The sequence below is a fragment of the Pseudomonas putida genome, from assembly GCF_028682175.1.
GTDB classification, from domain to species: Bacteria; Pseudomonadota; Gammaproteobacteria; order Pseudomonadales; family Pseudomonadaceae; genus Aquipseudomonas; species Aquipseudomonas putida_AD.
Genome location: NZ_JANHKS010000015.1, coordinates 14,306 through 37,795, shown reverse-complemented (window position 1 = coordinate 37,795; position 23,490 = coordinate 14,306). Strand labels below are relative to the sequence as shown.

Annotated in this window: 24 protein-coding genes; 11 read left to right on the top strand and 13 right to left on the bottom strand. The window is 60.0% G+C overall.

All coding sequences use genetic code 11. From position 1 onward, the window contains the following. The first annotated feature begins 12 nt into the window (after nt 1-12). Nucleotides 13-1,251, top strand: coding sequence for a sterol desaturase family protein (locus NPS29_RS13010; RefSeq protein ID WP_274133033.1), 1,239 nt, complete (start codon nt 13-15; stop codon nt 1,249-1,251). Here the strand turns inward: NPS29_RS13010 and NPS29_RS13005 are convergent. Next, nucleotides 1,229-1,846, bottom strand: a complete 618-nt coding sequence (locus NPS29_RS13005) for a DedA family protein (protein WP_274133032.1) — start codon at nt 1,844-1,846, stop codon at nt 1,229-1,231. The two genes, NPS29_RS13010 and NPS29_RS13005, sit on opposite strands and share 23 nt — an antisense overlap. Nucleotides 1,847-2,186: 340 nt before the next feature. Between NPS29_RS13005 and ppk1 the strand changes: the two genes are divergently transcribed. Beyond that, nucleotides 2,187-4,409 carry a polyphosphate kinase 1 gene (gene ppk1, locus NPS29_RS13000; protein WP_274133031.1) on the top strand — a complete coding sequence of 741 codons (2,223 nt, stop codon included), beginning with the start codon at nt 2,187-2,189 and terminating at the stop codon, nt 4,407-4,409. Here the strand turns inward: ppk1 and ppx are convergent. The 5 genes from ppx to NPS29_RS12975 all read right to left on the bottom strand — a co-directional run bounded on the left by ppx (nt 4,396) and on the right by NPS29_RS12975 (nt 8,922). After that, nucleotides 4,396-5,898, bottom strand: a complete 1,503-nt coding sequence (ppx, locus tag NPS29_RS12995; protein WP_274133029.1) for an exopolyphosphatase — start codon at nt 5,896-5,898, stop codon at nt 4,396-4,398. The genes ppk1 and ppx overlap by 14 nt on opposite strands. A 189-nt stretch (nt 5,899-6,087) precedes the next feature. Then, nucleotides 6,088-6,822 (bottom strand): amino acid ABC transporter ATP-binding protein, encoded by a 735-nt coding sequence (locus tag NPS29_RS12990; RefSeq protein WP_274133028.1) that lies wholly within the window; start codon nt 6,820-6,822, stop codon nt 6,088-6,090. Beyond that, nucleotides 6,809-7,459 (bottom strand): amino acid ABC transporter permease, encoded by a 651-nt coding sequence (locus tag NPS29_RS12985; protein WP_274133128.1) that lies wholly within the window; start codon nt 7,457-7,459, stop codon nt 6,809-6,811. Before NPS29_RS12985 ends, NPS29_RS12990 begins: the two co-directional genes overlap by 14 nt. Further along, nucleotides 7,456-8,121: an amino acid ABC transporter permease gene (locus tag NPS29_RS12980; protein ID WP_274133027.1), complete on the bottom strand. Its 666-nt coding sequence runs from the start codon at nt 8,119-8,121 to the stop codon at nt 7,456-7,458. Before NPS29_RS12980 ends, NPS29_RS12985 begins: the two co-directional genes overlap by 4 nt. Nucleotides 8,122-8,136: 15 nt before the next feature. Continuing rightward, nucleotides 8,137-8,922: a transporter substrate-binding domain-containing protein gene (locus tag NPS29_RS12975; protein ID WP_274133026.1), complete on the bottom strand. Its 786-nt coding sequence runs from the start codon at nt 8,920-8,922 to the stop codon at nt 8,137-8,139. A 267-nt stretch (nt 8,923-9,189) separates the two neighbouring features. Here NPS29_RS12975 and NPS29_RS12970 point away from each other — a divergent pair, with 267 nt between their 5' ends. From NPS29_RS12970 to NPS29_RS12945, 6 genes are all read left to right on the top strand, one after another. Continuing rightward, on the top strand, nt 9,190-9,894 hold the full coding sequence (locus NPS29_RS12970; RefSeq protein ID WP_274133025.1) for a FadR/GntR family transcriptional regulator: 705 nt from the start codon (nt 9,190-9,192) through the stop codon (nt 9,892-9,894). Between the two features lie 262 nt (nt 9,895-10,156). Further along, nucleotides 10,157-10,486: a thioredoxin TrxA gene (trxA, locus tag NPS29_RS12965; protein ID WP_274133024.1), complete on the top strand. Its 330-nt coding sequence runs from the start codon at nt 10,157-10,159 to the stop codon at nt 10,484-10,486. A gap of 228 nt (nt 10,487-10,714) precedes the next feature. Continuing rightward, nucleotides 10,715-11,974, top strand: a complete 1,260-nt coding sequence (gene rho, locus NPS29_RS12960; protein ID WP_027979976.1) for a transcription termination factor Rho — start codon at nt 10,715-10,717, stop codon at nt 11,972-11,974. An 87-nt stretch (nt 11,975-12,061) separates the two neighbouring features. Beyond that, complete coding sequence (locus tag NPS29_RS12955) at nt 12,062-14,026, top strand: acyltransferase family protein (RefSeq protein ID WP_274133023.1); 1,965 nt, start codon at nt 12,062-12,064, stop codon at nt 14,024-14,026. Between the two features lie 73 nt (nt 14,027-14,099). Next, a complete protein-coding gene (gene ubiD / locus NPS29_RS12950; RefSeq protein WP_274133022.1) occupies nt 14,100-15,566 on the top strand; it encodes a 4-hydroxy-3-polyprenylbenzoate decarboxylase in 1,467 nt (488 codons plus the stop codon). After that, complete coding sequence (locus NPS29_RS12945) at nt 15,566-16,534, top strand: CDP-6-deoxy-delta-3,4-glucoseen reductase (RefSeq protein WP_274133021.1); 969 nt, start codon at nt 15,566-15,568, stop codon at nt 16,532-16,534. The genes ubiD and NPS29_RS12945 overlap by 1 nt, the downstream gene beginning before the upstream one ends. An 8-nt stretch (nt 16,535-16,542) precedes the next feature. Here NPS29_RS12945 and NPS29_RS12940 read toward each other — a convergent pair whose 3' ends face one another. Continuing rightward, nucleotides 16,543-16,998: a sn-glycerol-3-phosphate transporter gene (locus NPS29_RS12940; RefSeq protein ID WP_274133127.1), complete on the bottom strand. Its 456-nt coding sequence runs from the start codon at nt 16,996-16,998 to the stop codon at nt 16,543-16,545. Nucleotides 16,999-17,358: 360 nt separating this feature from the next. On the opposite strand from NPS29_RS12940, the gene NPS29_RS12935 reads away from it, so the two are divergent. Beyond that, nucleotides 17,359-18,030 carry a gamma-glutamylcyclotransferase gene (locus tag NPS29_RS12935; RefSeq protein WP_400606038.1) on the top strand — a complete coding sequence of 224 codons (672 nt, stop codon included), beginning with the start codon at nt 17,359-17,361 and terminating at the stop codon, nt 18,028-18,030. A 124-nt stretch (nt 18,031-18,154) separates the two neighbouring features. On the opposite strand, the gene glpT is transcribed toward NPS29_RS12935, so the two are convergent. Next, nucleotides 18,155-19,504, bottom strand: coding sequence for a glycerol-3-phosphate transporter (gene glpT / locus NPS29_RS12930; RefSeq protein WP_274133020.1), 1,350 nt, complete (start codon nt 19,502-19,504; stop codon nt 18,155-18,157). Between the two features lie 260 nt (nt 19,505-19,764). Between glpT and NPS29_RS12925 the strand changes: the two genes are divergently transcribed. Together NPS29_RS12925 and NPS29_RS12920 are read left to right on the top strand one after the other, a co-directional pair. Beyond that, nucleotides 19,765-20,175, top strand: coding sequence for an energy transducer TonB (locus tag NPS29_RS12925; protein ID WP_274133019.1), 411 nt, complete (start codon nt 19,765-19,767; stop codon nt 20,173-20,175). Continuing rightward, the gene (locus NPS29_RS12920; protein WP_274133018.1) at nt 20,172-20,807 is read left to right on the top strand and encodes an energy transducer TonB; all 636 of its coding nucleotides are present in this window, start codon (nt 20,172-20,174) and stop codon (nt 20,805-20,807) included. Before NPS29_RS12925 ends, NPS29_RS12920 begins: the two co-directional genes overlap by 4 nt. Nucleotides 20,808-20,888: 81 nt before the next feature. Here the strand turns inward: NPS29_RS12920 and NPS29_RS12915 are convergent, their stop codons facing one another. Genes NPS29_RS12915 through NPS29_RS12895 form a run of 5 tightly spaced genes read right to left on the bottom strand, consistent with a single transcriptional unit; the run spans nt 20,889 to nt 23,422 of the window. Next, nucleotides 20,889-21,743, bottom strand: a complete 855-nt coding sequence (locus NPS29_RS12915) for a hypothetical protein (protein ID WP_274133016.1) — start codon at nt 21,741-21,743, stop codon at nt 20,889-20,891. Nucleotides 21,744-21,785: 42 nt separating this feature from the next. Beyond that, nucleotides 21,786-22,046 (bottom strand): bacteriocin immunity protein, encoded by a 261-nt coding sequence (locus tag NPS29_RS12910; RefSeq protein ID WP_274133014.1) that lies wholly within the window; start codon nt 22,044-22,046, stop codon nt 21,786-21,788. A 23-nt stretch (nt 22,047-22,069) separates the two neighbouring features. Then, nucleotides 22,070-22,327, bottom strand: a complete 258-nt coding sequence (locus NPS29_RS12905) for a bacteriocin immunity protein (RefSeq protein ID WP_274133013.1) — start codon at nt 22,325-22,327, stop codon at nt 22,070-22,072. A gap of 43 nt (nt 22,328-22,370) precedes the next feature. Beyond that, complete coding sequence (locus NPS29_RS12900) at nt 22,371-22,598, bottom strand: hypothetical protein (protein ID WP_274133012.1); 228 nt, start codon at nt 22,596-22,598, stop codon at nt 22,371-22,373. After that, on the bottom strand, nt 22,595-23,422 hold the full coding sequence (locus tag NPS29_RS12895; protein WP_274133011.1) for an S-type pyocin domain-containing protein: 828 nt from the start codon (nt 23,420-23,422) through the stop codon (nt 22,595-22,597). Before NPS29_RS12895 ends, NPS29_RS12900 begins: the two co-directional genes overlap by 4 nt. Between the last annotated feature and the right edge of the window lie 68 nt (nt 23,423-23,490).

The window sequence follows — 23,490 nt, the reverse complement described above, 5'->3', positions numbered from 1 at the left end:
CAGGGGGCGTTCATGGATTTCATTTTGTACGCAGTGCCGTTTTTCTTCGTGCTGATTGCCGTGGAACTGCTGGCCGACCGCTGGCGCAAGGTGAGCAACTACCGGGTCGCCGACGCCATCAACAGCCTGAGCACCGGCGTGCTCTCGACCACCACGGGTCTGTTGACCAAGGGCGTGGGGCTGGTGACCTATGGCTTTGCGCTCAAGCATCTGGGCCTGTGGCAACTGTCTGCCGACAGCCTGTGGGTCTGGGTCATGGCGTTTGTGCTCTATGACCTCTGCTACTACTGGCTGCACCGCATGGGTCACGAGCGCAACATTCTGTGGGCCGCGCATTCGGTTCATCACCAGAGCGAGGACTACAACCTCTCCACGGCCCTGCGCCAGACCAGCACCGGCTTTCTGCTGAGCTGGATCTTCTACCTGCCGCTGGCTGTGATCGGTGTGCCGCTGGTGGTGTTCGTGGCGGTGGCGTCGCTCAACCTGCTGTACCAGTTTTGGGTCCATACCCGGCACATCCCCAAGCTTGGCTGGTTCGAGTGGTTCTTCGTCACGCCGTCCAATCATCGCGCCCACCATGCGCAGAATCTTGTCTACATGGATCGCAACTACGGCGGGGTGTTCATCGTCTGGGACCGGCTGTTCGGCACCTTCCAGGAGGAACTGGACAGCGAGCCGCCGGTCTTCGGGGTGACCACGCCCCTTCGAAGCTGGAACCCGCTGTGGGCCAACGTGCAGTTCTACGCGCAACTGCTGCAGGATGCGCGGCGCACTCGCTCCTGGCGCGACAAGCTGCGGATCTGGTTCATGCCCACCGGTTGGCGGCCCGAGGATGTTGCCGCCAGTCATCCGCTGCACAAGGCCGATCTTGCCCAGTTTCGCAAATTCGAGGTGCCGTTGAGCCTGGCTGCGCAGGTATACATAGGGGTGCAGTTTTCGCTGTACACGCTGCTGGGCAGCTACCTGCTGTCCAATGGCGAAGTGTTGCCGTGGCCTGCGCTGATCGTCGGCTGGGCGTGGGTCGCGTTGGGGCTGTTCGTGTTTGGCGCTGCGCTGGAGAATCGGCCGGCGGCGTTGAAACTGGAAGGTGTTCGCCTGGCAGCGAATCTGCCGCTGATGGCGCTGGCGCCTGTGGTGGGCCTGTGGCCGGGCACTGCGCTGGGGTGGGTGGTGCTGCTCAGTTACACCCTGGCGAGCGCAATCGCAGTGTATTGCGCTCGGGGGCACTTCACTCGTCTGGCCGGTCCTTGACGTCGACCGCCGCCGGCACGGCCAGCTTGGCCTCACGGGCGATGCGTGCGTTCTTGATGCGGCGGCGGATCCACAGCAGGCCGCCGATCACCAGCAGCGCGCCGAGCACCCACAGCTCGTACTTCTTGACGTTGCCCAGCAAGCCTTCCAGCACTGCGCCGAACTTGTAGGCAGCCGCGCCCAGCGCTGCAGCCCAGATCGCCGCGCCAATGCCGTTGAGCAGCAGGTAGCGTCCCGGCGGATAGCCGGACAGGCCAATGGCGACGGGCATGACCGTGCGCAGGCCGTAGACGAAGCGGAAGCTCAAGACCCAGATGTCCGGATGCTTGCGAATATGCTCCAGGGCCCGGTCACCGAGCATCTGCCAGCGCGGTTTGCGTGCCAGCAACTTGCGGCCATGTTTGCGCCCCATGAAATACCAGAGCTGGTCGCCTGCGTAGCTGCCGAAGAAGGCAACCACCACGACCAGGTTGATGTCCATGTACCCACGGAACGCAAGAAATCCGGCGAGGACCAGAATCGTCTCGCCTTCGAAGAAGGTTCCGAGGAAAAGGGCGAAGTAGCCAAATTCTTGTAAAAAATGCTGGAGCATCATATGGGTGCTGGCGAAATGAACGCGCAGCCTAACTCGCCGAAGACATCTAGGAAAGTGTGGAAATGTGTCTCGGCGTTAAAGTTTCCTACAAGCTAAAGAGAATCGTCGTCTAGAAAGCGGGTTTAGCGTCCTGCATGCTCAGAGGAAATGTATCTGTCATGTAAGAGTCATAATGCTGGCTTATAACTGTCACGTTTGCCCGCTCGTAGCCTCAGTGACCGGTCTGCGATACTGTTCGTCACTGATTTCATCGCGGGGTTTATAGCGCGAACGGCACATTCCTACGCCAGCCGTTTACGCAGCCCAACTGACACAGGGCATTTGCCTTACAGGATTAGTCATGAGCACCGAAGGATCTACCGAAGCCGCAGTTGAACTTGAACCTCAGGCCGTGACGCAGGAAATCACTGCCATGGTCGAACCGACCATCGAGGTAGTGCCCGCGCCCGAGCCGCACCCTCCGGTCACTCCGGCGATCGTGATTCCCAACCTGGACGACAGCAGCCTCTACATCCATCGCGAGCTGTCGCAGTTGCAGTTCAACATTCGCGTGCTGGAGCAGGCGCTGGATGAGTCCTACCCGCTGCTCGAACGCCTTAAGTTCCTGCTGATCTTCTCCAGCAACCTGGACGAATTCTTCGAAATCCGCGTCGCCGGCCTCAAGAAGCAGATCACCTTCGCCCGTGAACAGGCCGGTGCCGACGGCCTGCAGCCGCACCAGGCGCTCGCGCGCATCAGCGAACTGGTCCATGGCCATGTGGACCGCCAGTACGCGATCCTCAACGACATCCTGCTGCCTGAGCTGGAAAAGCATCAGGTCAGCTTCATCCGTCGCCGCTACTGGACCGCCAAGCTCAAGACCTGGGTTCGCCGCTATTTCCGCGACGAGATCGCGCCGATCATCACCCCGATCGGCCTGGACCCGACGCACCCGTTCCCGTTGCTGGTGAACAAGTCGCTGAACTTCATCGTCGAGCTCGAAGGCATCGACGCCTTCGGTCGCGACTCGGGCCTGGCGATTATTCCTGCGCCGCGCCTGCTGCCGCGCATCATCAAGGTGCCGGAAGAAGTCGGCGGCCCTGGCGACAACTACGTGTTCCTGTCGTCGATGATCCACGCTCACGCCGACGACCTGTTCCAGGGCATGAAGGTCAAGGGCTGCTATCAGTTCCGCCTGACCCGGAACGCCGACCTCGCGCTCGACTCCGAAGACGTCGAAGACCTTGCCCGCGCCCTGCGTGGCGAGCTGTTCTCCCGTCGCTACGGCGATGCAGTGCGTCTGGAAGTGGCCGACACCTGCCCTAAACACCTGTCCGACTACCTGCTCAAGCAGTTCAACCTGAGTGAGACCGAGCTGTATCAGGTCAACGGTCCGGTGAACCTGACGCGCCTGTTCAGCATCACCGGCCTGGACAGCCACCCGGAGCTGCAATACACGCCGTTCACCCCAGCGATCCCGAAGCTTTTGCAGAACAGCGAAAACATCTTCAACGTGATCAGCAAGCAGGACATTCTGCTGCTGCACCCGTTCGAGTCGTTCACACCGGTGGTGGATTTGCTGCGCCAGGCCGCGAAAGACCCGCACGTTCTGGCCGTGCGCCAGACCCTGTACCGCAGTGGCGCCAACTCGGAAATCGTCGATGCGCTGGTGGATGCCGCGCGTAACGGCAAGGAAGTGACGGCGGTCATCGAGCTGCGTGCGCGCTTCGACGAAGAATCCAACCTGCAACTGGCCAGCCGCCTGCAAGCGGCCGGGGCGGTGGTGATCTACGGCGTGGTCGGCTTCAAGACCCACGCCAAGATGATGCTGATCCTGCGCCGCGAGGGCGGTGAGATCCAGCGCTACGCGCACCTGGGCACCGGTAACTACCACGCCGGCAACGCCCGCTTGTACACCGACTACAGCCTGCTGACCTCGGACGACGCGCTGTGCGAAGACGTGGGCAAGCTGTTCAGCCAGTTGATCGGCATGGGCAAGACGCTGCGCATGAAAAAACTGCTGCACGCGCCGTTCACCCTGAAGAAAGGCATGCTCGACATGATCGCCCGCGAAACCCAGTTCGCGGCCGAGGGTAAACCTGCGCACATCATCGCCAAGTTCAACTCGCTGACCGATCCGAAGATCATCCGCGCGCTGTACAAGGCCAGCCAGACGGGCGTCAAGATCGACCTGATCGTGCGCGGCATGTGCTGCCTGCGTCCGGGCGTGCCGGGCGTCTCGCATAACATTCAGGTGCGTTCGATCATCGGCCGCTTCCTGGAGCACACCCGGGTGTTCTACTTCCTCAATGGCGGCGACGAGCAGATGTTCCTGTCCAGTGCCGACTGGATGGAGCGCAACCTGGACAAGCGCGTGGAGACTTGCTTCCCGGTCGAGGGCAAGAAGCTGATTCTGCGGGTGAAGAAGGAAATCGAAGGGTATCTGACGGACAACACCCACGCCTGGATCCTGCAACCGGACGGGCGCTACGTGCGCAGCACCCCGACCGGCAACCAGAACGCCCGCAATGTGCAGGCGTCGTTGCTGGAGAAACTGAGCAACCCGGTCCTCAGCGTACGCTGAGGACGATGCCGACTCGGGTCAGCCACTCCGCTTCCAGCGCGAAGTCGGCCTGAGTCAGCTGGTTGTTTTCCAGCCAGCCATCGGGGAACAGCACGTCGAGCTGGTTATCGAGGGCGGTCAACACAGGCTGCGGCATCTCTTGGGTGCCGCGAATGTGGTGGAACAGGATCGCGAAACGCAGCAGCACGCACAGACGAATCAGCTTCACGCCTTCATCGCCAAACTCGGCGAACTTGTCCTTGGGAATATTGCGACGATGGCCGCGCACCAGCAGCGCGAGCATCTGTTGGTCTTCGCGCGAGAACCCTGCCAGATCCGAGTGCTCGATCAGGTAGGCGCCGTGCTTGTGGTAGTGGTAGTGGGCGATGTCCAGGCCCACCTCGTGCACCTTGGCGGCCCAGCTCAGCAGGTCGCGGTACATCTCGTCTTCCAGCCCCCACGCCGCAGCCACCTGGTCCAGCGCGGACAGTGCTTTGCGCTCGACGCGTTCGGCCTGCTCCAGATCGACGTGATAACGGTCCATCAGCGAGGTCAGGGTGCGTTCGCGCACGTCTTCGTGGTGATGACGGCCCAGCAGGTCATAGAGCACGCCTTCACGCAGCGCGCCATCGCAGTGGTCCATGCGTTTTAGTTCGAGGGCGTCGAAGATGGCTTCCAGAATCGCCAGGCCCGCCGGGAAGATCGCGCGGCGATCAGGCTTGATGCCGTCGAAGTCGATCTTGTCCACTTCGCCCAGCTTCATCAGCTTGCGCTTGAGCCATGCCAGGCCTTCGGCATTCACTTCACCGGTGCCATGGCCGCCAGCCTTGAGGGCCAGGCCGATGGCGCGGATGGTGCCGGACGAGCCGATGGCTTCATCCCAGGTCAGGCGGTGCAGGGCATGCTCGATGCTCATGATCTCGAGGCGCGCGGCGGTGTAGGCCTGGGCGTAGCGGGCCGGGGTGATCTTGCCGTCCTTGAAGTAGCGCTGGGTGAAGCTCACGCAGCCCATCTGCAGGCTTTCACGCAGTAATGGTTCGAAGCGCTGACCGATGATGAATTCGGTACTGCCACCGCCGATGTCAGCCACCAGGCGCTTGCCCGGGGTGTCGGCCAGGGTGTGGGACACGCCCAGGTAGATCAGACGCGCTTCTTCACGGCCAGAGATGACCTCCACCGGATGGCCGAGGATTTCTTCGGCGCGGTGGATGAAGTCATTGCGGTTGCGCGCTTCGCGCAGGGCGTTGGTGCCGACGATCCGCACGGCGCCCGGTGGCATGCCGTTGATCAGCTGGGCAAAACGCTTGAGGCAATCGAGCCCGCGCTGCATGGATTCTTCGTTGAGCTGGCGCTCGTCGTCGATCCCGGCGGCCAACTGCACTTTCTCGCCAAGCCGCTCAAGGATGCGGATTTCGCCTTGGTGAGCCTTGGCAACAACCATATGAAAGCTGTTGGAGCCCAGGTCGATCGCAGCGATCAGCGAGAGGTTTGGTTCGGTGGATGGCGGCATGGTCAAAAGTCTCGGTCGTTAACCCCGACATCGTGCCACGAACGGCCACTGCCGCCAAACGGCATGGCGCGAATCATCACAAAACCTGTAGGAGTGAGCTTGCTCGCGATAGCGGTGTGTCAGGCAATGAATTGGTCCATGTCACAATGCCATCGCGAGCAAGCTCACTCCTACAGGTGGGGGTGATGCTCAGGCGTGCTCGACCGATCCGATGAAATTCGCCAGCTCAGGCGTTTTCGGGTTGGCCATCAATTCCCGAGGGTCGCCTACCTCGTGCACCTTGCCCTGGTGCATGAACACCAGCTTGTCACCCACTTCCCGGGCAAAACGCATTTCGTGGGTCACCATGATCAGGGTCATGCCGTCTTTGGCCAACTCGCGCACCACGCTCAGCACTTCGTTGACCAGCTCCGGATCCAGCGCCGAAGTGATTTCATCGCACAGCAGAACCTTCGGCGACATCGCCAGCGCCCGGGCAATGGCCACGCGCTGTTGCTGGCCGCCGGACAGCCGATCCGGAAACGCATCGAACTTCTCGCCCAGACCCACCCGAGCGAGCATTTCCTTGGCCAGTTTCGCGGCCTCGGCCTTGGAGGCCTTTTTCACCACCTGCGGCGCGAGCATGACGTTCTCGCCGACGGTCAGATGAGGGAACAGGTTGAACTGCTGAAACACCATCCCGACTTTCTGCCGCAGGCTGCGCAGATCCGCACGGGCCGCGTCCAGATACTCGCCGTCCACCTCGATCACACCATCGTTGATCGACTCCAGGCCATTGAGCGTGCGCAGCAAGGTGCTCTTGCCCGAGCCGCTGCGGCCGATGATCGCCACGACCTGGCCTTCCTCGACGCTCAGGTCGATGCCTTTGAGCACGTGGTGATCGCCGTAATACTTGTGCAGGGCGGAAATTCTAAGCAGAGGCATGAAGTCTCCTTTCCAGGTAGCGCGCGCTGAGCGACAGCGGATAACAAAGCAGGAAGTAGCCCAGGGCGACGAAGCCGTAGACCATGAAAGGCTCGAAGGTGGCATTGGCGAGCATGCCGCCGGTCTTGGTCAGCTCGGTGAAGCCGATGATCGAGGTCACGGCGGTGCCTTTGACCACCTGCACCGAAAAGCCCACGGTCGGCGCCACGGCAATGCGCAGCGCCTGAGGCAGGATCACGTAACGCAGCTGTTCGAAGGGGGTAAGTGCGAGGCTCGCCGAGGCTTCCCACTGACCGTTGGAGATCGACTCCACGCAACCACGCCAGATTTCGGCCAGGTACGCGCTGGTGAACAGCGTCAGCGCCAGTGCCGCCGCGACCCACGGCGAGATGTCCACACCCAGCAACGCCACGCCGAAGAACACCAGAAATAGCTGCATCAACAGCGGCGTGCCCTGAAACAGCTCGATGTAGCCGCGGGCGAGGGCGCGCAGGAAAGGCGTGTCGCTGATGCGCAGCGTCATCACCAGCAAGCCGATCACGCCACCGCCAATGAACGCCACCAGCGACAGCGCCAGCGTCCATTGCAGCCCCGTGAGCAGGTTGCGCACGATGTCCCAGAGAGTGAATTCCATCAGTGATTCCTCGCGATGTAGCGACGCCCGATCCAGGCCAGCAACTGACGAATCAGCAGTGCCATGGCGAGGTAGATCAAGGTAGTAATGATGTACGTCTCGAAGGCGCGGAAGTTGCGCGACTGAATGAAGTTGGCGGCGAAGCTCAACTCTTCAGTGGCAATCTGCGAACAGACCGCCGAACCCAGCATCACGATGATGATCTGGCTGCTCAGCGCAGGCCACACCTTGCCCAGCGCGGGCACCAGCACCACGTGACGGAAGGTTTCGAAGCGCGTCATCGCCAGCGCCGCCGAGGCTTCCAGCTGTCCGCGAGGAATGGCCTGCACGCCGGCGCGGATAATCTCCGTGGAGTACGCGCCAAGGTTGATCACCATCGCCAGCACCGCCGCCTGCCATTCGGAAATCTTCAGCCCCAGTGACGGCAGGCCGAAGAAGATAAAGAACAGTTGCACCAGAAACGGCGTGTTGCGGATCAGCTCGACATAGACCCCGAACAGGGCCGAGAAAGGCTGGATCTTCCAGGCCCTGACAATCGCCCCGACGATGCCGACGCTGACCCCAAGCAATGTACCGATGGCGGTCAGCTCCAGGGTGAACAAGGCGCCGCGCAGCAACAGGTCAGCGTTTTGCACAACCGGTATGAAGTCGAACTGATACGCCATCTAGAGGGCCTCGAATCAGAGATCGGCTGGCAGCGATTGCTTGAGCCAGGTTTGCGAGTTCTTCTCCAGCGCGCCGTCTTTCTTCGCGGTTTCCAGAATCTCGTTGACCTTGGCCAGCAGCTCAGGCTGCCCTTTGTTCACGCCCACGTAGACCGGCGAATCCTTGAGCTTCACTTTCAGAGCCGGGATGCGCTTGGGGTTCTTCTCGCTGATTGCCACCATCACCACGTTGCCGCTGGCGATCAGGTCAGTCTGGTTGGCGAGGTAGGCGGCGATGGTCGAGTTGTTGTCCTCGAAGCGCTTGATGGTGGCTTCCTTCGGCGCGACGGCGGTCAGCTCGATGTCTTCGATGGCGCCACGGGTGACGCTGATGGTCTTGCCCTTGAGGTCGTCGACACCGGCAATCGATGCGTCAGGCGGGCCGAACACCGCGAGGTAGAAGGGCGCATAGGCGCGGGAGAAGTCGATGACCTTCTCGCGATCCGGGTTCTTGCCCAGGCTGGAAATCACCAGATCGACCTTGCCAGTGGTCAGGAACGGAATGCGGTTGGTGCTGTTGACCGGCGTCAGTTCCAGTTTGACCTTCAATTGATTGGCGATCAGTTGCGCGGTGTCGATGTCCAGGCCGCGGGGTTTCATGTCCGGGCCTACCGAGCCGAAGGGCGGGAAGTCCTGGGGCACGGCGACTTTCAAGACGCCGCGTGATGTCACGTCATCCAGGCCGTTGGCGTGGGCGGGGGCCTGGCCGAGCATGAGGCTGGCAAACAGGGCGGCGAACAGTGCGCTGTAACGCTTGGTCATGGACATCTCCGGATCGAACTGATGGGAAGGCGAATCGGGGTTTGATGTCATGCGCCAGTGCACAGCCCATGCCAGTCGATCAAACGCGACCAAGGAATGCGGGCTGCAGGGGTGATGTGGTCTAACTGGTCTGAACAGTTGGCAAAGCGCGCGCCCCGTCTTGGAGCGGCTGTGAGCGGCGAAGCACCCGGCTTGGGCGTCGCTTGCCGAATCCTTGCGATGGCGATACAAGAGGGTCTTACCTTTGGTTGCCGCGTTCCGATTGCCATGCATTCCAGCCCCGTTGCAGTACCCGAAGCCGCCTTCCAGGCGATCCGCAAACTGATCACCGAGCAGGGCTACGGCCCCGGCGACAGCCTGCCTTCGCAGCGCGATCTTGCTGTCCGGCTGGGCGTGAGCCGGGCGTCCCTGCGCGAGGCTTTATCTTCGCTGAGCGCCTTGGGCGTGGTCAGCGTGCAGCCCGGCAAAGGCGTGTTCGTCCAGGCGATCGTTGAACCACAACAGAGCACCCATGGTTTTTCATGGCCACACGCCGCCCATGCTTCACCGGCGGAAACCTTTCAATTGCGTTATGCGCTGGAGGGGTTTGCCGCAGGGCTTGCAGCAGTCACGCTGACCGCCGATGAGCGAGACGCGCTGGAGGACAACGTCGAAGCCATGCGCCTTGAGCTGAAGGCGGGGGATTTTGAGTGTGCGTCAAAGCTGGATTTCGACTTTCACCGCCGAATTCTGGTCGCCAGCGGTAACCAGGCGATCCTCGACATCATCACCGCCAGCGCCGACATCTTCCTTGAAAGCCAGAAACTGCCTTTCATCCGGCCCGGGCGAGCGATGGAAACCTGGCAGGAACACCGCAAGATCCTCCGCGCCCTGGCCCGCAATGCCTCGGGGCCGGCACAAAAGGCCATGCAGGAACATATAAGAGGCGCTGCCCTGCGCACAGGGATCGTCTTCGTCGCCCCTTCGGCCTGATTGAACGAACCAACTGGCCGTTCACGACCCCCGTAGCAGCACGGCTTGCCGGCGGGAGCGGCGTGTCAGACGACTCATCATTCACAGACACACCGCCCCCGCCGGCAAGCCGTGCTGCTACGGATTGGATGTGTGCGGGGTCACTTCAATAAAGCTAGTCATTACGCTCCATAGCAAGAGACAATCGCCAGCGCCTTCCTGTCACGGCTTGACGCAGTTATGATGGGCCACGTTTTTTTGCCTATGACCTCGGAGAAATCTCATGAGTAGCGACCTTATCAAACACGTCAGCGACGCGAGCTTCGACGCCGATGTCCTGAAGGCACAAGGCCCTGTGCTGGTAGATTTCTGGGCTGAGTGGTGTGGCCCGTGCAAAATGATTGCCCCGGTTCTGGACGATATCGCCGGCACCTACGAAGGCAAGCTGACCATCGCCAAGCTGAACATCGACGAAAACCAGGAAACTCCGGCCAAGCACGGCGTTCGTGGTATTCCGACCCTGATGCTGTTCAAGGACGGCGAAGTCGCGGCGACCAAGGTCGGCGCACTGTCCAAGTCCCAGCTGCAAGCATTCCTCGACGCCAACATCTGATGGCGCTAAAGCCCCGCAAATTGCGGGGCTTTTTTCTGGCGTTGCACTAGACGCTCGGAAAATCAAGTGGTACATTCGGCCCCGCAACGGCTTCTCCGTTGCCCCCTGCTAGCCGTCGCCGACGCTCTCCTTTCGATTTGTACGCGATCCTGTCGCCTTCTCTGCGGCGCGGCCTCATTAAGCCAAAAGCTTAATTTCCCCCTCCATACATGATTACGTCATTCCTATATGAACCTGACTGAACTCAAGCAAAAGCCTATTACCGATCTGCTCGAAATGGCCGAACAGATGGGCATAGAAAATATGGCCCGTTCGCGCAAGCAGGATGTGATCTTCTCCCTGCTGAAGAAGCACGCTAAAAGCGGCGAGGAAATCTCGGGTGATGGCGTGCTGGAGATCCTCCAGGATGGCTTCGGCTTCCTCCGCTCTGCAGACGCTTCCTACCTCGCCGGCCCAGACGACATCTACGTCTCGCCGAGCCAGATCCGCCGCTTCAACCTTCGCACTGGCGACACCATCGTTGGCAAGATTCGCCCACCGAAGGAAGGCGAGCGTTACTTCGCACTGCTCAAGGTCGACACCATCAACTTCGACCGTCCAGAAAACGCGAAGAACAAGATTCTGTTCGAAAACCTGACGCCGCTGTTCCCGACAGTGCGCATGAAGATGGAAGCCGGTAACGGTTCCACCGAAGACCTCACCGGTCGTGTCATCGACCTGTGTGCCCCGATCGGCAAAGGTCAACGTGGTCTGATCGTTGCGCCGCCGAAGGCGGGCAAGACCATCATGTTGCAGAACATCGCGTCGAACATCACCCGTAACAACCCCGAAGTCCATCTGATCGTCCTGCTGATCGATGAGCGTCCGGAAGAAGTGACCGAAATGCAGCGCACCGTGCGCGGCGAAGTGGTTGCCTCCACCTTCGACGAGCCACCAACCCGCCACGTGCAGGTTGCCGAGATGGTGATCGAGAAGGCCAAGCGCCTGGTCGAACACAAGAAGGACGTGGTCATCCTGCTCGACTCCATCACCCGTCTGGCCCGCGCCTACAACACCGTGATCCCGAGCTCCGGCAAGGTACTGACCGGTGGTGTCGATGCCCACGCGCTGGAAAAACCGAAGCGTTTCTTCGGTGCGGCTCGTAACATCGAAGAAGGCGGCTCGCTGACCATCATCGCCACCGCGCTGGTTGAAACCGGCTCGAAGATGGACGAAGTGATCTACGAAGAATTCAAAGGCACCGGCAACATGGAACTGCCTCTGGATCGCAAGATCGCTGAAAAGCGCGTCTTCCCGGCCATCAACATCAACCGTTCCGGCACTCGCCGCGAAGAGTTGCTGACCGCCGACGACGAACTGCAGCGCATGTGGATCCTGCGCAAGCTGCTGCATCCGATGGATGAAGTCGCTGCCATCGAATTCCTGGTCGACAAGCTGAAACAGACCAAGACCAACGATGAGTTCTTCCTGTCGATGAAGCGCAAGTAAGCTGCTGAACGGCTGTAGAAAAGTGGTGTCCCTTTGGGGCACCATTTTTTTGGTTTCAATATTTGAAAAAGCGGGACAAGGAGCGTCATGCATACCTTTGGCAATCGTCGGGATATCGACGGGCTGCGGGCTCTGGCTGTCATTCCGGTAGTGCTCTACCACTTCGGTTTTGGCGTCTTCAGCGGCGGCTTTGTTGGCGTCGATGTGTTTTTCGTCATCTCCGGTTTTCTGATTACCTCGATCATCTTTCGGGAGATCAGCGCCGGACGCTTCAGCTTTGTCGATTTCTGGGCGCGTCGGGCGCGCCGGATCATCCCCGCCCTGAGCGTGATGATGCTCGCGGCACTGCTGGTCGGCTGGCTGCTGATGCCCGCCAACGACTACTCGCAACTGGGCCGCGCGGTGCGCTATCAGGCGATGTTCGTCTCCAACATCCTGTTCATGCGCCAGGACGGCTACTTCAACCCCGCCTCCGATTTCAAACCGCTGCTGCATACCTGGTCGCTCTCGGTCGAAGAGCAGTACTACATCCTGTTTCCGTTGCTGATGGTCTTGCTGACCCGCTTCCTGCGGCATTGGCGCTGGATGCTGTTCGGTCTTCTGCTGGTGTCGTTTGCGCTCAACGTCTGGGTCATCAAACGCCAGCCTGATGCGGCGTTTTTCCTGCTGCCGATGCGCGCCTGGGAATTGCTGTGCGGTGCAATGCTCGCGGTGTTGCCCGCGTCTCGACACGCGCCATCGGCCAAGACCTGTCAGTGGGTAAGCCTGGCCGGGCTCGCGGCGGTGCTGTACGCGATTTTCAGTTTCGACAAGTACACGCAGTTCCCGGGCTGGGCGGCATTGCTTCCGGTGCTCGGCGCCACGGCGATGATCTGGGCCAACGGCCACGCGCCTACGCTTGTGGGGCGGCTGTTGAGCCTGCCGGTGATGGTGGGCGTCGGCCTGATTTCCTATTCCTGGTACCTGTGGCACTGGCCGGTTTTCGTCTACGCCAACGCCGTTTCTGTCGATGGCATGCAGGCGCTGGAGGCCGGTGGCTGGGTCGTGCTCAGCCTGGTGCTGGCGTTTTTGAGCTGGCGGCTGGTCGAATTGCCATTCCGCGAAAAGCGGATTCTGGCCGGGCGCAAGCAGGTGCTGGGCGCGGGCCTTGCGGCGCTGTTGGTCATCGGCGCGGCGGGGCAGGTAGTACGCGACGCCGACGGCATGCCGCAACGCCTCTCCGGTCAGGCGCAGCAGTATGCCCAGAGCCGGAACTGGCAACTGGGGCAGAAAGAGTGCCTGCTGCAGCGCAAAAGTGAAGATCTGACCAAGGTCTGCCGCTTTGCCGATGACGGTAATGCGCCGCCCGTGCAACTGGTGTGGGGAGACAGCCACGCCGCCGCGCTGATGCCGGCCATCGCCGCTGACGCCCGGCGCTATGAAACGCCGGTGTGGCTGGCGAGCCTGTCCGGTTGCCTGCCGATACAGGGGCACGAAACCCGTCAGCAATGCCAGGATTTCAATCAGGTGACCCTGCAATCGATTCGCGAAAACAAGATTCGCGACGTGGTGCTGGCGGCGCGCTGGAGCCTCTACCTCTATGGCGAGGAGGATGGCGACATGCAGCACGTGCTGTACCGCAATGACAGCCGTCGCATTGCCGAGCAACAGGTGGCCAAGGATCTGAGCGCCATGGTGCGCAGCGTGCGCGAGACCGGCGCGCGGGTGTGGATCTTCAAGGAAGTGCCGCTGCAACGTCAGGGCACCGTGGCGCGGCTGGCCAGCCTCGCCATGGTCGGGCGTTCGGCCGAGCGCCTGGGGCGTCCGATCGCCGAGCATGAGGCGCGTCAGCAGTTTCTCGATGCGCTGTTCAGCCAGTTGAGCAGGGAAGATGCCCAGGTCCGCGTGCTGGACCCCGCGACCTTGATGTGTCCGGGTGGCATCTGCCGCGCCGAATTCGACGGCTATTCCCAGTACATGGATGAAAATCACCTCTCCGATCAGGGCGGGGAGCGCATGACCTCCCTGCTGGCGCCCATTTTCCTCGGTGAAAACCTGTCCAAAGGCGGATGAATGCACGCCAGGTGGCTGCTGTCGGCCGCCAGAGCAGGTAGGATGTGCATCTATTTGTTAAGTGGCCGGGTTAATGAAATTCAAGGATCTACGGGATTTCGTGCAGCAGCTTGAGCAGCGCGGAGAGTTGAAACGCATCCAGGTACCCATTTCTCCGGTGCTTGAGATGACCGAAGTCTGCGACCGGACCCTGCGCAACAAGGGCCCGGCCTTGCTCTTCGAGAACCCGACCGGTTTTGATATCCCGGTGCTCGGCAACCTGTTCGGCACGCCCGAGCGCGTGGCCATGGGCATGGGCGCCGAGTCCACCGACGAGCTGCGGGAAATCGGCAAGCTGCTGGCCTTCCTCAAGGAGCCCGAGCCGCCCAAGGGCCTGAAAGACGCCTGGTCGAAGCTGCCGATCTTCAAGAAGGTCATCTCCATGGCGCCCAAGGTCGTCAAGGATGCCCCGTGCCAGGAAGTGGTCATCGAAGGCGATGACGTCGACCTTGGCATGCTCCCGGTACAGACCTGCTGGCCCGGCGACGTCGGCCCGCTGATCACCTGGGGCCTGACCGTCACCAAGGGCCCGAACAAGGAGCGCCAGAACCTGGGCATCTATCGTCAGCAGGTGATCGGCCGCAACAAGGTCATCATGCGCTGGCTCAGCCATCGCGGCGGCGCGCTGGATTTCAAGGAATGGTGCGACAAGCACCCTGGCCAGCCATTCCCGGTGTCCGTGGCGCTGGGCGCAGACCCGGCGACGATTCTCGGCGCCGTGACGCCAGTTCCCGACAGCCTTTCGGAGTACGCCTTCGCCGGCCTGTTGCGTGGCAATCGCACCGAGCTCATCAAGTGCCGAGGCAATGACCTGCAAGTGCCGTCCAGCGCCGAGATCGTGCTCGAAGGCGTGATTCACCCCGGCGAAATGGCCGATGAGGGGCCGTACGGCGACCACACCGGCTATTACAACGAGGTCGACCGCTTCCCGGTGTTCACCGTCGAGCGCATCACCCACCGCATCAAGCCGATTTACCACAGCACCTACACCGGCCGTCCGCCGGATGAGCCAGCGATTCTGGGCGTGGCGCTGAACGAAGTGTTCGTACCGATCCTGCAGAAGCAGTTCCCGGAGATCACCGACTTCTACTTGCCGCCCGAAGGCTGCTCGTACCGCATGGCCGTCGTGACCATGAAAAAGCAGTACCCGGGCCACGCCAAGCGCGTGATGCTGGGTGTCTGGTCGTTTTTGCGACAGTTCATGTACACCAAGTTCGTTATTGTCACCGACGACGATATCAACGCGCGGGACTGGAACGACGTCATCTGGGCAATCACCACACGCATGGACCCCAAGCGCGACACGGTGATGATCGACAATACGCCCATCGACTACCTGGACTTCGCCTCCCCGATCTCGGGCCTTGGCTCGAAGATGGGCCTGGATGCGACCCATAAATGGCCGGGTGAAACCACCCGCGAATGGGGCCGAGCCATCGTCAAGGATGAAGCCGTCACGCGTCGTATCGACGAACTCTGGAATCAGCTGGGAATAGATTGATGCGTGTAACCTTGCAGCCGTCGGGCGCAGTACTTGAGACATTGCCCGGCGAGCGGATCCTCGATGCAGCCCAGCGCCTGGGTTATGAATGTCCACAGAGCTGCCGCAACGGCAATTGCCACATCTGCTCGGCGTTGCTGGTTGAAGGCAGTGTCGTACAGACGGGCGAGCTGCATGGCCACGGCGAGATCTACACCTGTCTGGCAGTGCCGCAGGAAGATTGCGTCGTGGTGTGGGACAGCGTCCTGCCATTGGGCGAGCTGCCGGTGCGCAAGTTCGCCTGCCAGGTTACCGAATGCGTCGAAGTCGGCGGCGATGTGTGGCGGGTGATGTTGCGCGCCCCGGCCGGCAAGCCGCCGCGCTATCACGCCGGGCAATACCTGATGATTGCCCGCGACGACGGCGAGAAGTCCGCGTTCTCCATGGCTTCCGCCCCGGAAAGCGGGCGCTACCTGGAGTTGCATGTACTGGCCCGCGAAGCCAGCGCGCAAAACCTGATCAAACAGTTGCAGCGTGACGGCATGGCGCGGGTGGAGTTGCCGTTTGGCGACACCCACCTGGGCGAATTGCCTGACGGTCCGCTGGTGTTGATCGCGGCGGGCACCGGCATGGGCCAGATGCACAGCCTGATCGAGCACTGCCGTTCCAAGGGCTTCCCGTATCCGGTTCACGTGTACTGGGGCGTGCGTCGCCCCGAGGATTTCTACGAGCTCAAGCACTGGGACGAGTGGAAAACCCTCGACAACCTCTACCTGCATCAGGTGGTCAGCGACCTCTGCGGTTGGGAAGGGCGCTGCGGCATGCTGCACGAGGCGGTCTGCGAGGACTTCCCGGATCTCAAATCCATCCAGGTCTATGCCAGCGGATCGCCGGCCATGGTCTACTCGACGCTCGACGCCCTCGTGGTTGCCGGCATGGACGCGCAGCAGATGCGCGCCGATGTGTTCGCCTACGCGCCTCGGTCCTGAGGCGCTTTCTAGAACCGTAACCCGACGTTGGCCATCGCAGCGGAACTGCCCAGCAGCACCAGTTCTGCGGTGACCGGCTTGATGCTGATGCCGACGGCCGGAATAAGCGCCGGGGCGACTCCAAACCGGTTCAGCGGGATCTTGTCGCGGTATTTGCCCTTGTAGCCATGCAACAGCCCCCCGCTGAGCTTGGCATAGAACGGATGGTCAGTGCTGTCGAAGCGTTTGCCGCCATAGGCATAGACCGACCGCTGGCCGAACGAGTTACGAAAGGTTGCGGCGCCATACAGCCATCCCGACTCTTCATTGCGCTCCACGCCGATCAGGTTTTGCCGGTTGGTGTGCTCAGGGGAGGGCGAGAAGTGTCGGGTATAGACGCTGGTCTGCAGTTGCCAGAAGCCCCTGTCGTCGTGATCGGCATGCGCCGGGCTGAGCCATATGGCGCTGCCCAGCAGCAGTGGCAGGACTCTACTGAATGTATTCACGTGTCGTTCCGTTAATCGCCAGCGCGCACTGGGCGCGAACGCGCGGATTTATACGTAAGCCCCATTTGGCGCGTAAGTTGAAGTTTCCGATGGTTGCGTAGGAAACGTCCTAATCTGCCGACCGACAAATGGTCGTCACGCTGCAGGCCGCATCCTGCCGGGCGGCGCGGCGGCTGGAGTGCGAATTGCATCTCTGATCGGGTTGATTCGGCTTTTCTGGCGTGACGGATTGCGTCAGGGTTGAGTCTGATAGTCATGCAGTTGCGAACGCTGCGTTCAGCGCGTGTGCAGGCGTTTAGCATTACACTGGCCTTGAGTTGGCCAGCGAGGAGCCAGAGGGTGAATCAAATCAATAGCTTGGTGGCAGCCGTCCATGAGGGTCTGGGGCTGAGTTATCCACCTGTTATCGACCTTGGCCCCAAACTGACCCACGAGCAACTCCTGGCCTCCATGCACGCCACTCTGTCCCGTCACGAAGGCGGTCCCATCTGGCTGTTCGCCTACGGATCACTGATCTGGCGCCCCGAGTGCTCCGCCGTGGAGCGTCAGCGCGGTCGGGTGCATGGCTACCATCGCGGCCTGTATCTCTGGTCCCACGAACATCGCGGCACACCCGAGCAACCCGGCCTGGTCTTCGGTCTGGATCGCGGCGGCTCGTGCAGTGGTTTCGCCTATCGGCTGCCCGAAGAAAACATCGAGCAGTCCCTGCTGGCGCTGTGGGAGCGGGAGATGCCGTATCCCTCGTATCGCCCGCACTGGCTGAGTTGCCGCCTCGAAGACGGCACCAAGGTCCAGGCCCTGGGCTTCGTGCTCGAACGCCACCTGCCCAGCTACGCCGGCAACCTGCCCGACAGCATCCTGACCCAGGTCCTGGCCAACGCCGCCGGCCGCTACGGCACCACCTGGGAATACGTCGAACAAACCATCCACGCCCTGCGCACCCACGCCATGCCGGACGTGAGCCTGGAAGAGCGCTTCAAGCGGTGCAGGCCGGTTTTGTTGGCTGTGTAGGCATCGGATAAGCCTCTGGCCGAAGGCCGTAGCAGCACGGCTTGCCGGCGGTGGCGTCCGTTGAATCGCCACCGCAGGCATCGGATCGCCGCCCGGCCGTGCTGCTAGATCAACCCCATCGGCCTTAGGCCACGGCTTCCCGCGACTGGCTCGCCACCCGCGTGTGGCGCAGGGTTGGCGCCATGAAGACGATCGACAATACGCACGCTGCGATCAAAATCACGAATCCGCCATCCCAGCCGAAGTGGTCCACGGTGTAGCCCATCAGCGCACTGGCCGCGACCGAGCCGCCCAGATATCCGAACAGGCCGGTGAACCCTGCCGCCGTGCCCGCCGCTTTCTTCGGTGCCAGTTCAAGGGCCTGCAGACCGATCAGCATCACCGGGCCATAGATCAGGAAGCCGATGGAAACCAGCGCGATCATGTCGATGGTCGGGTTACCCGGCGGGTTGAGCCAGTACACCAGGGTCGCCACTGTCACCAGCAACATGAACACGATTCCGGTCAGGCCACGGTTGCCACGGAAGATCTTGTCCGACATCCAGCCGCACAGCAGCGTGCCCGGAATGCCGGCCCATTCGTAGAAGAAGTAGGCCCAGGACGTCTTGTCGACATCAAAATGCTTGGCTTCCTTGAGGTAGGTCGGCGCCCAGTCCAGCACGCCATAGCGCAGCAGGTAGACGAACACGTTGGCCAGCGCGATGTACCAGAGCATCTTGTTGCGCAGCACATACTTGACGAAGATTTCCTTGGCGCTGAACTCCTCCTCGTGGCTCGCATCGTAGCCTTCCGGGAAGTCGTTCTTGTACTCCTCCACTGGCGGCAAGCCCACTGATTGCGGGGTGTCGCGCATGGTAGCGAAAGCGAACAACGCCACGAACAGCGCCACCGCAGCCGGTACATAGAATGCGGCGTGCCAGTCGTTGGTCCAGCCCAGGCCCAGCAGGAACAGCGGACCGATCAGGCCGCCACCGACGTTATGCGCCACGTTCCACACCGAAACCACGCCGCCGCGCTCCTTCTGCGACCACCAGTGCACCATCGTCCGCCCGCTCGGCGGCCAGCCCATGCCCTGCGCCCAGCCGTTGATGAACAGCAGGATGAACATGATCGTCACGCTCGACGTCGCCCAAGGCGCGAAACCGAACACGAACATCACCGCCGCAGAAACCAGCAGGCCAAACGGCAGGAAGTAACGGGGATTGGAGCGGTCCGACACCAGCCCCATCAGGAATTTCGACAGGCCATAGGCAATCGCGATCGCCGAAATCGCCACCCCCAGCTCACCCCGGGTGTAGCCCTGATCGATCAGGTAGGGCATGGCCAGCGAGAAGTTCTTGCGTAGCAGGTAGTACCCCGCATAGCCAAAGAAGATGCCTGCGAAAATCTGCCAGCGCAGACGACGGTACGTGCTATCGACGCGCTCGGCAGGCAGCGGGGCCTGATGCGCGGCAGGGCGGAAAAAGGCAAACATCGAACACTCCAGTGGCTTTTGTTTTGTTATGCGAATCCGAATATTACATTTTCATTACAGAAAATAGGAAGGTTTCTCATCGCTGAAAGTTCCGGATTCAGGCGATTTGCCGTGTTGTATTACGAACATGACGCAGATGTGTATTTCTGGATTTCACGTTTCAGATTCGTCCTACTTGGGAACAGGAATCGTTCCCCTTATGCGCGCTGTCACACCGCCATACCATCGCCGCCATCTGCCGCAGAGCGTCTGGAGTCGAGGTGAAGGTGAAAGTGAAGTGGTTATGCAAGCTCTCCGGGATTGTCGGGCTCAGCGCGCTGCTGCTTGGCGGCGCGTATGCCAAGGGCGAAACCCATCCCCAGTTCGATCGGTACATATCCCCGGCTTATCCCTCCGCTCTACGCGGCGGCAAGCTGTTCTCGAGTGTTCGGGTTCACTACGACATCCACCACGACGGCACGCTGAGTGGCATCAAGGTCGTGGAGCAAACCGACCAGAAAACGGCAGATGCCGTGGTCTCGGCCGTCAGACGCTGGCGCTTCAAGCGTTGGGAGGTATCGCAAGAGATGCCGGCGGTGATCGGTGAGTCCGTCCAGTACCTGTTCGATCAGGAGCGGCGGGAGAAGCGCTTGCGAATGGTGATTTCGTGGGAAAGAAGGCAGGAATCATGAAGGGATTGATCTTTTGCGTTGCACTCAGCCTGAGCGCCATGGCGCATGCCGGCGAATTCAAACTCGAATATGAAAAACAGCCTCACGCGGTTTACCCGGCAAGCCTCTACCGCGCAGGTGTTTCCGGGGTGGTGCGTGTGGAGTTCACCGCAAACAACGATGGGTCGATCACCGACATTGAAGTGCTGCAGAGCTCCTACCGCGAATTTGCCGAGTCGGCGATACGCGCCGTTTCCCGCTGGCGGCTCAAGCCGTGGCTGGTCGATGCCAGCAGCCCGGCAACGATCCGAGTGCAGACGGATGTGTATTTCGCGGCCAAGGGCGACAGCCGTGAACTGATGGCGCGCATGCGCAGCCGTGTGCGGTCGTTGAGCTGCGCCAGGATCAACAAGGAGGCCGACTACCTCAAGCAGAAGATCCCCGATGAGTACGCGGTGGAAATCCCCACGTTTCGCCATACCCGCCAGTTGCTGGCGCGCAAGGCTCATAACGAGAAGTTGTCGTTTGCAGCTGACAGGGAAATCGATGAGCAGTTTGTAAGCGCGATGTCGGGGATACTGAGTGCGTGTCGGGAGCGGCCGGAGCTCAAGTATCTGGATTTGTTGCCAGAGCGGATCAGGGCGCGGTTGTAGGTTTTGGCGAGTGACCGGGGCAAAGGAGCACAGATGTTGAATCTGCGCTCCTTTGCTTGCGGTTACCGCGTCTGCTTTGGGTTAGCGTGCAGTGGCTGCCAGCGCAGGTGATGTATTCAGATACGGACCGATGTCTGAAGCGTACTGAGCCACGGCTGCGTCAATGCTGTGCTTGAGAGCCAGCGTTGCGCGGTCGATTTCCGCCATGGCGGCTGGGCCAGGGATGAAGACGATTTCACGTGCAGGGTTAGTTGCCGGAATGATTTCATTCGATGTCGGTTCAGTACTGACTGCAGTTTCAGTTGGTTGCGTCGTCACGACAGCAGCCAACTCCAGCGCGAGGCGGGCTTCCTGAAGTGCCGCTTCTTGTGCTTTCTGTTCAGCCAAGGCCTGCTCTGCGGCATAAGCTTGTTGCTCTGCGAGCTGACGGGCTGCTAGTTGGCGAGCGGCTTCCTCGGCCAAGCGCTGAGCATGCAGACGTGCTGCTTCCTCAGCCTGACGTTGAGCGAGCTGGCGGGCTGCTTCTTCGGCTTGGCGTTGGGCTTCTTGTCGAGCTGCCTCTTGCGCCTGACGTTGGGCTTCAACACGAGCAGCTTCGTCCAGTTGATTGATCACCGCCTGAAGTTGATTGACGAAATTTTCCAAGTGCCAAGCGCTCTCGTAGGCTATGAACTGATTCGTGATTTCCGCAATTTCTGGCGCAACACCGACTGGAGAGCCCAGTCCGTTAAACTCTTGAGCCGTCAGATGACCGCTATGAGGAGCATATCCCGGCGGCAGCGCTGCGAGTTTCGTGGATTTCAGCCCCAAGGCGACGTCTTTATATCGGGTAACAATCTGAACCTCTGACATGCCATCAGTTGACCCGAGATGAGCAGGAATTTCCAGTTTAAGCCTTTGTGGAAGTTGATTGAAAAGTGTTACGTAGCTAGTCATTTAAATATCCCTATATAGGTAAGAAATTTTGACCTGAATGTCTCAGTTTTCGGATTTAAAACCAGGTTTTCCATTTGTGGCACGCCATTCTTTTATCTCGCGAACAATACCTTCCGGAGTATTATCAGCAGCGGCCTTTGGATAGTAAATTAAGTCCGAGCCCGATGGGTGTTCGCTCATTTGGTTGAATTGAAAAACAGCTCTTCCATGTTGGGCCTCGGATTTGTAGTTTGCAATGCATATATTTCTGACAAATTCGAGGAATTCCGTTTCGGTGATGTCTTCCATTTTTTTGCCTTTCATGGTTGCTTTTGACCTTATTCCTTTTATGTATTTGCTAGGGTTATTGATTGGCGTGGCTTGAACCCAGGTTTGCCGTTAACGGCACGCCATCCTTTGATCGTTTCGACAATGCCCTCAGGTGAGTCATCCGCTGATGGTTTTGGGTAGTAGAGAAGATCTGAACCGGCAGGGTGTTCGCTCAATCTCTCGAATTCCAAAATTGCTTTTCCAAGCTGATGTTGAGTCGGGTAGTCAGCGCGGCATATCTGCTGAGCCAGATGTAGAAACTCAGCTTCGGTCACGTCTTCGATAGTGCAGTGTTTCGTTAGCGTCCCTGCCCAAGGTTCAATCTGATTCGGTGATCAGAACAAGTTCTAGATCAGTAGGAAATTTCATTTTGCTTGCTCGTTCTATCTTTTCAATTTGTAGTCCAGTTAGGTCGTGATCAAAAACGCACTCCCCATCGTCCGTCCATTGCATGATATCTCTCAATGTCGCGAGCTCTAATGGCAAACTGACTTTGAATACTTGCTCATCATTGTTAGGTTTATAGCCGGTCATGTAGTGTTTCATGGTTCGATTTTCCTTGTTGGGTCGGCTGGCTTGGTTTGCACTCCAGTGTCAGCATTGTACTCACCTAGATGCACACCACGTTTGTTGTATTTTTCTACAGTTCCGTGACGAAAATCCCATTCATAGATGTTACCTGCATGATCCTTCCAGCGTGGGCGCGTTTTTCCTCCTCCCTGAATACGCGTTTTTCCATGCACCTGCTTGGCCTCAGGAAATGCTAAAAGGGAAGTGGGCCTGATGTGATATTGGTGATCTCCAGCTCGTTGGCTAAAAACAAGATAGATCGGTTTCAGCCCTGATTCTTCCGGGAACACTAGAATCAGATCTTCGATAAACTCGGCATCGTAAGTCGGATAGTCCCCGAAGGTGTTGGAGACAGGCGATAACGTGGCCCCGGAGTATGGGGAGGCGTCTGGCGTTTCAGCGGGCAAGAACGTAGAGCTATTGGCCGGCATCACTGCGGGAGTCCAGATCAAGCTCGGCTTAGTGTCACCATCTCGCGCAAACTCATACGCTTGGGTGTTGGGGTTGTATACGAACGATCGAACAGGAACTTTTGTTCCGATCGTAACGCCATCTGCTTTGACCCAAGCAGGTGTTAACTCTCCATCCGTTTCCTCTAGGCTCATGCGATGCGTAACGTCGACTGTTCCTTTTCGACTCGCGATGAACGCCAAGTCCATGTCGCGGCTCACGCCAATTTCAGATGCGCTGGTCGCAAAGACAGAGGCACCCAATTCACCATCCCCCAACTCTGTCGGATAAAGCAGGGCAAGGCGTGGTAGCGCCCGGCCCAATGCTTTAGCCGCTTGGCGGGTGAACATTTTTTCAGCGACCGCTCGGGCGATATCTGCTGCAGTAGTAGAAGGTTGGGGCGAAGTACTTGGCCCGG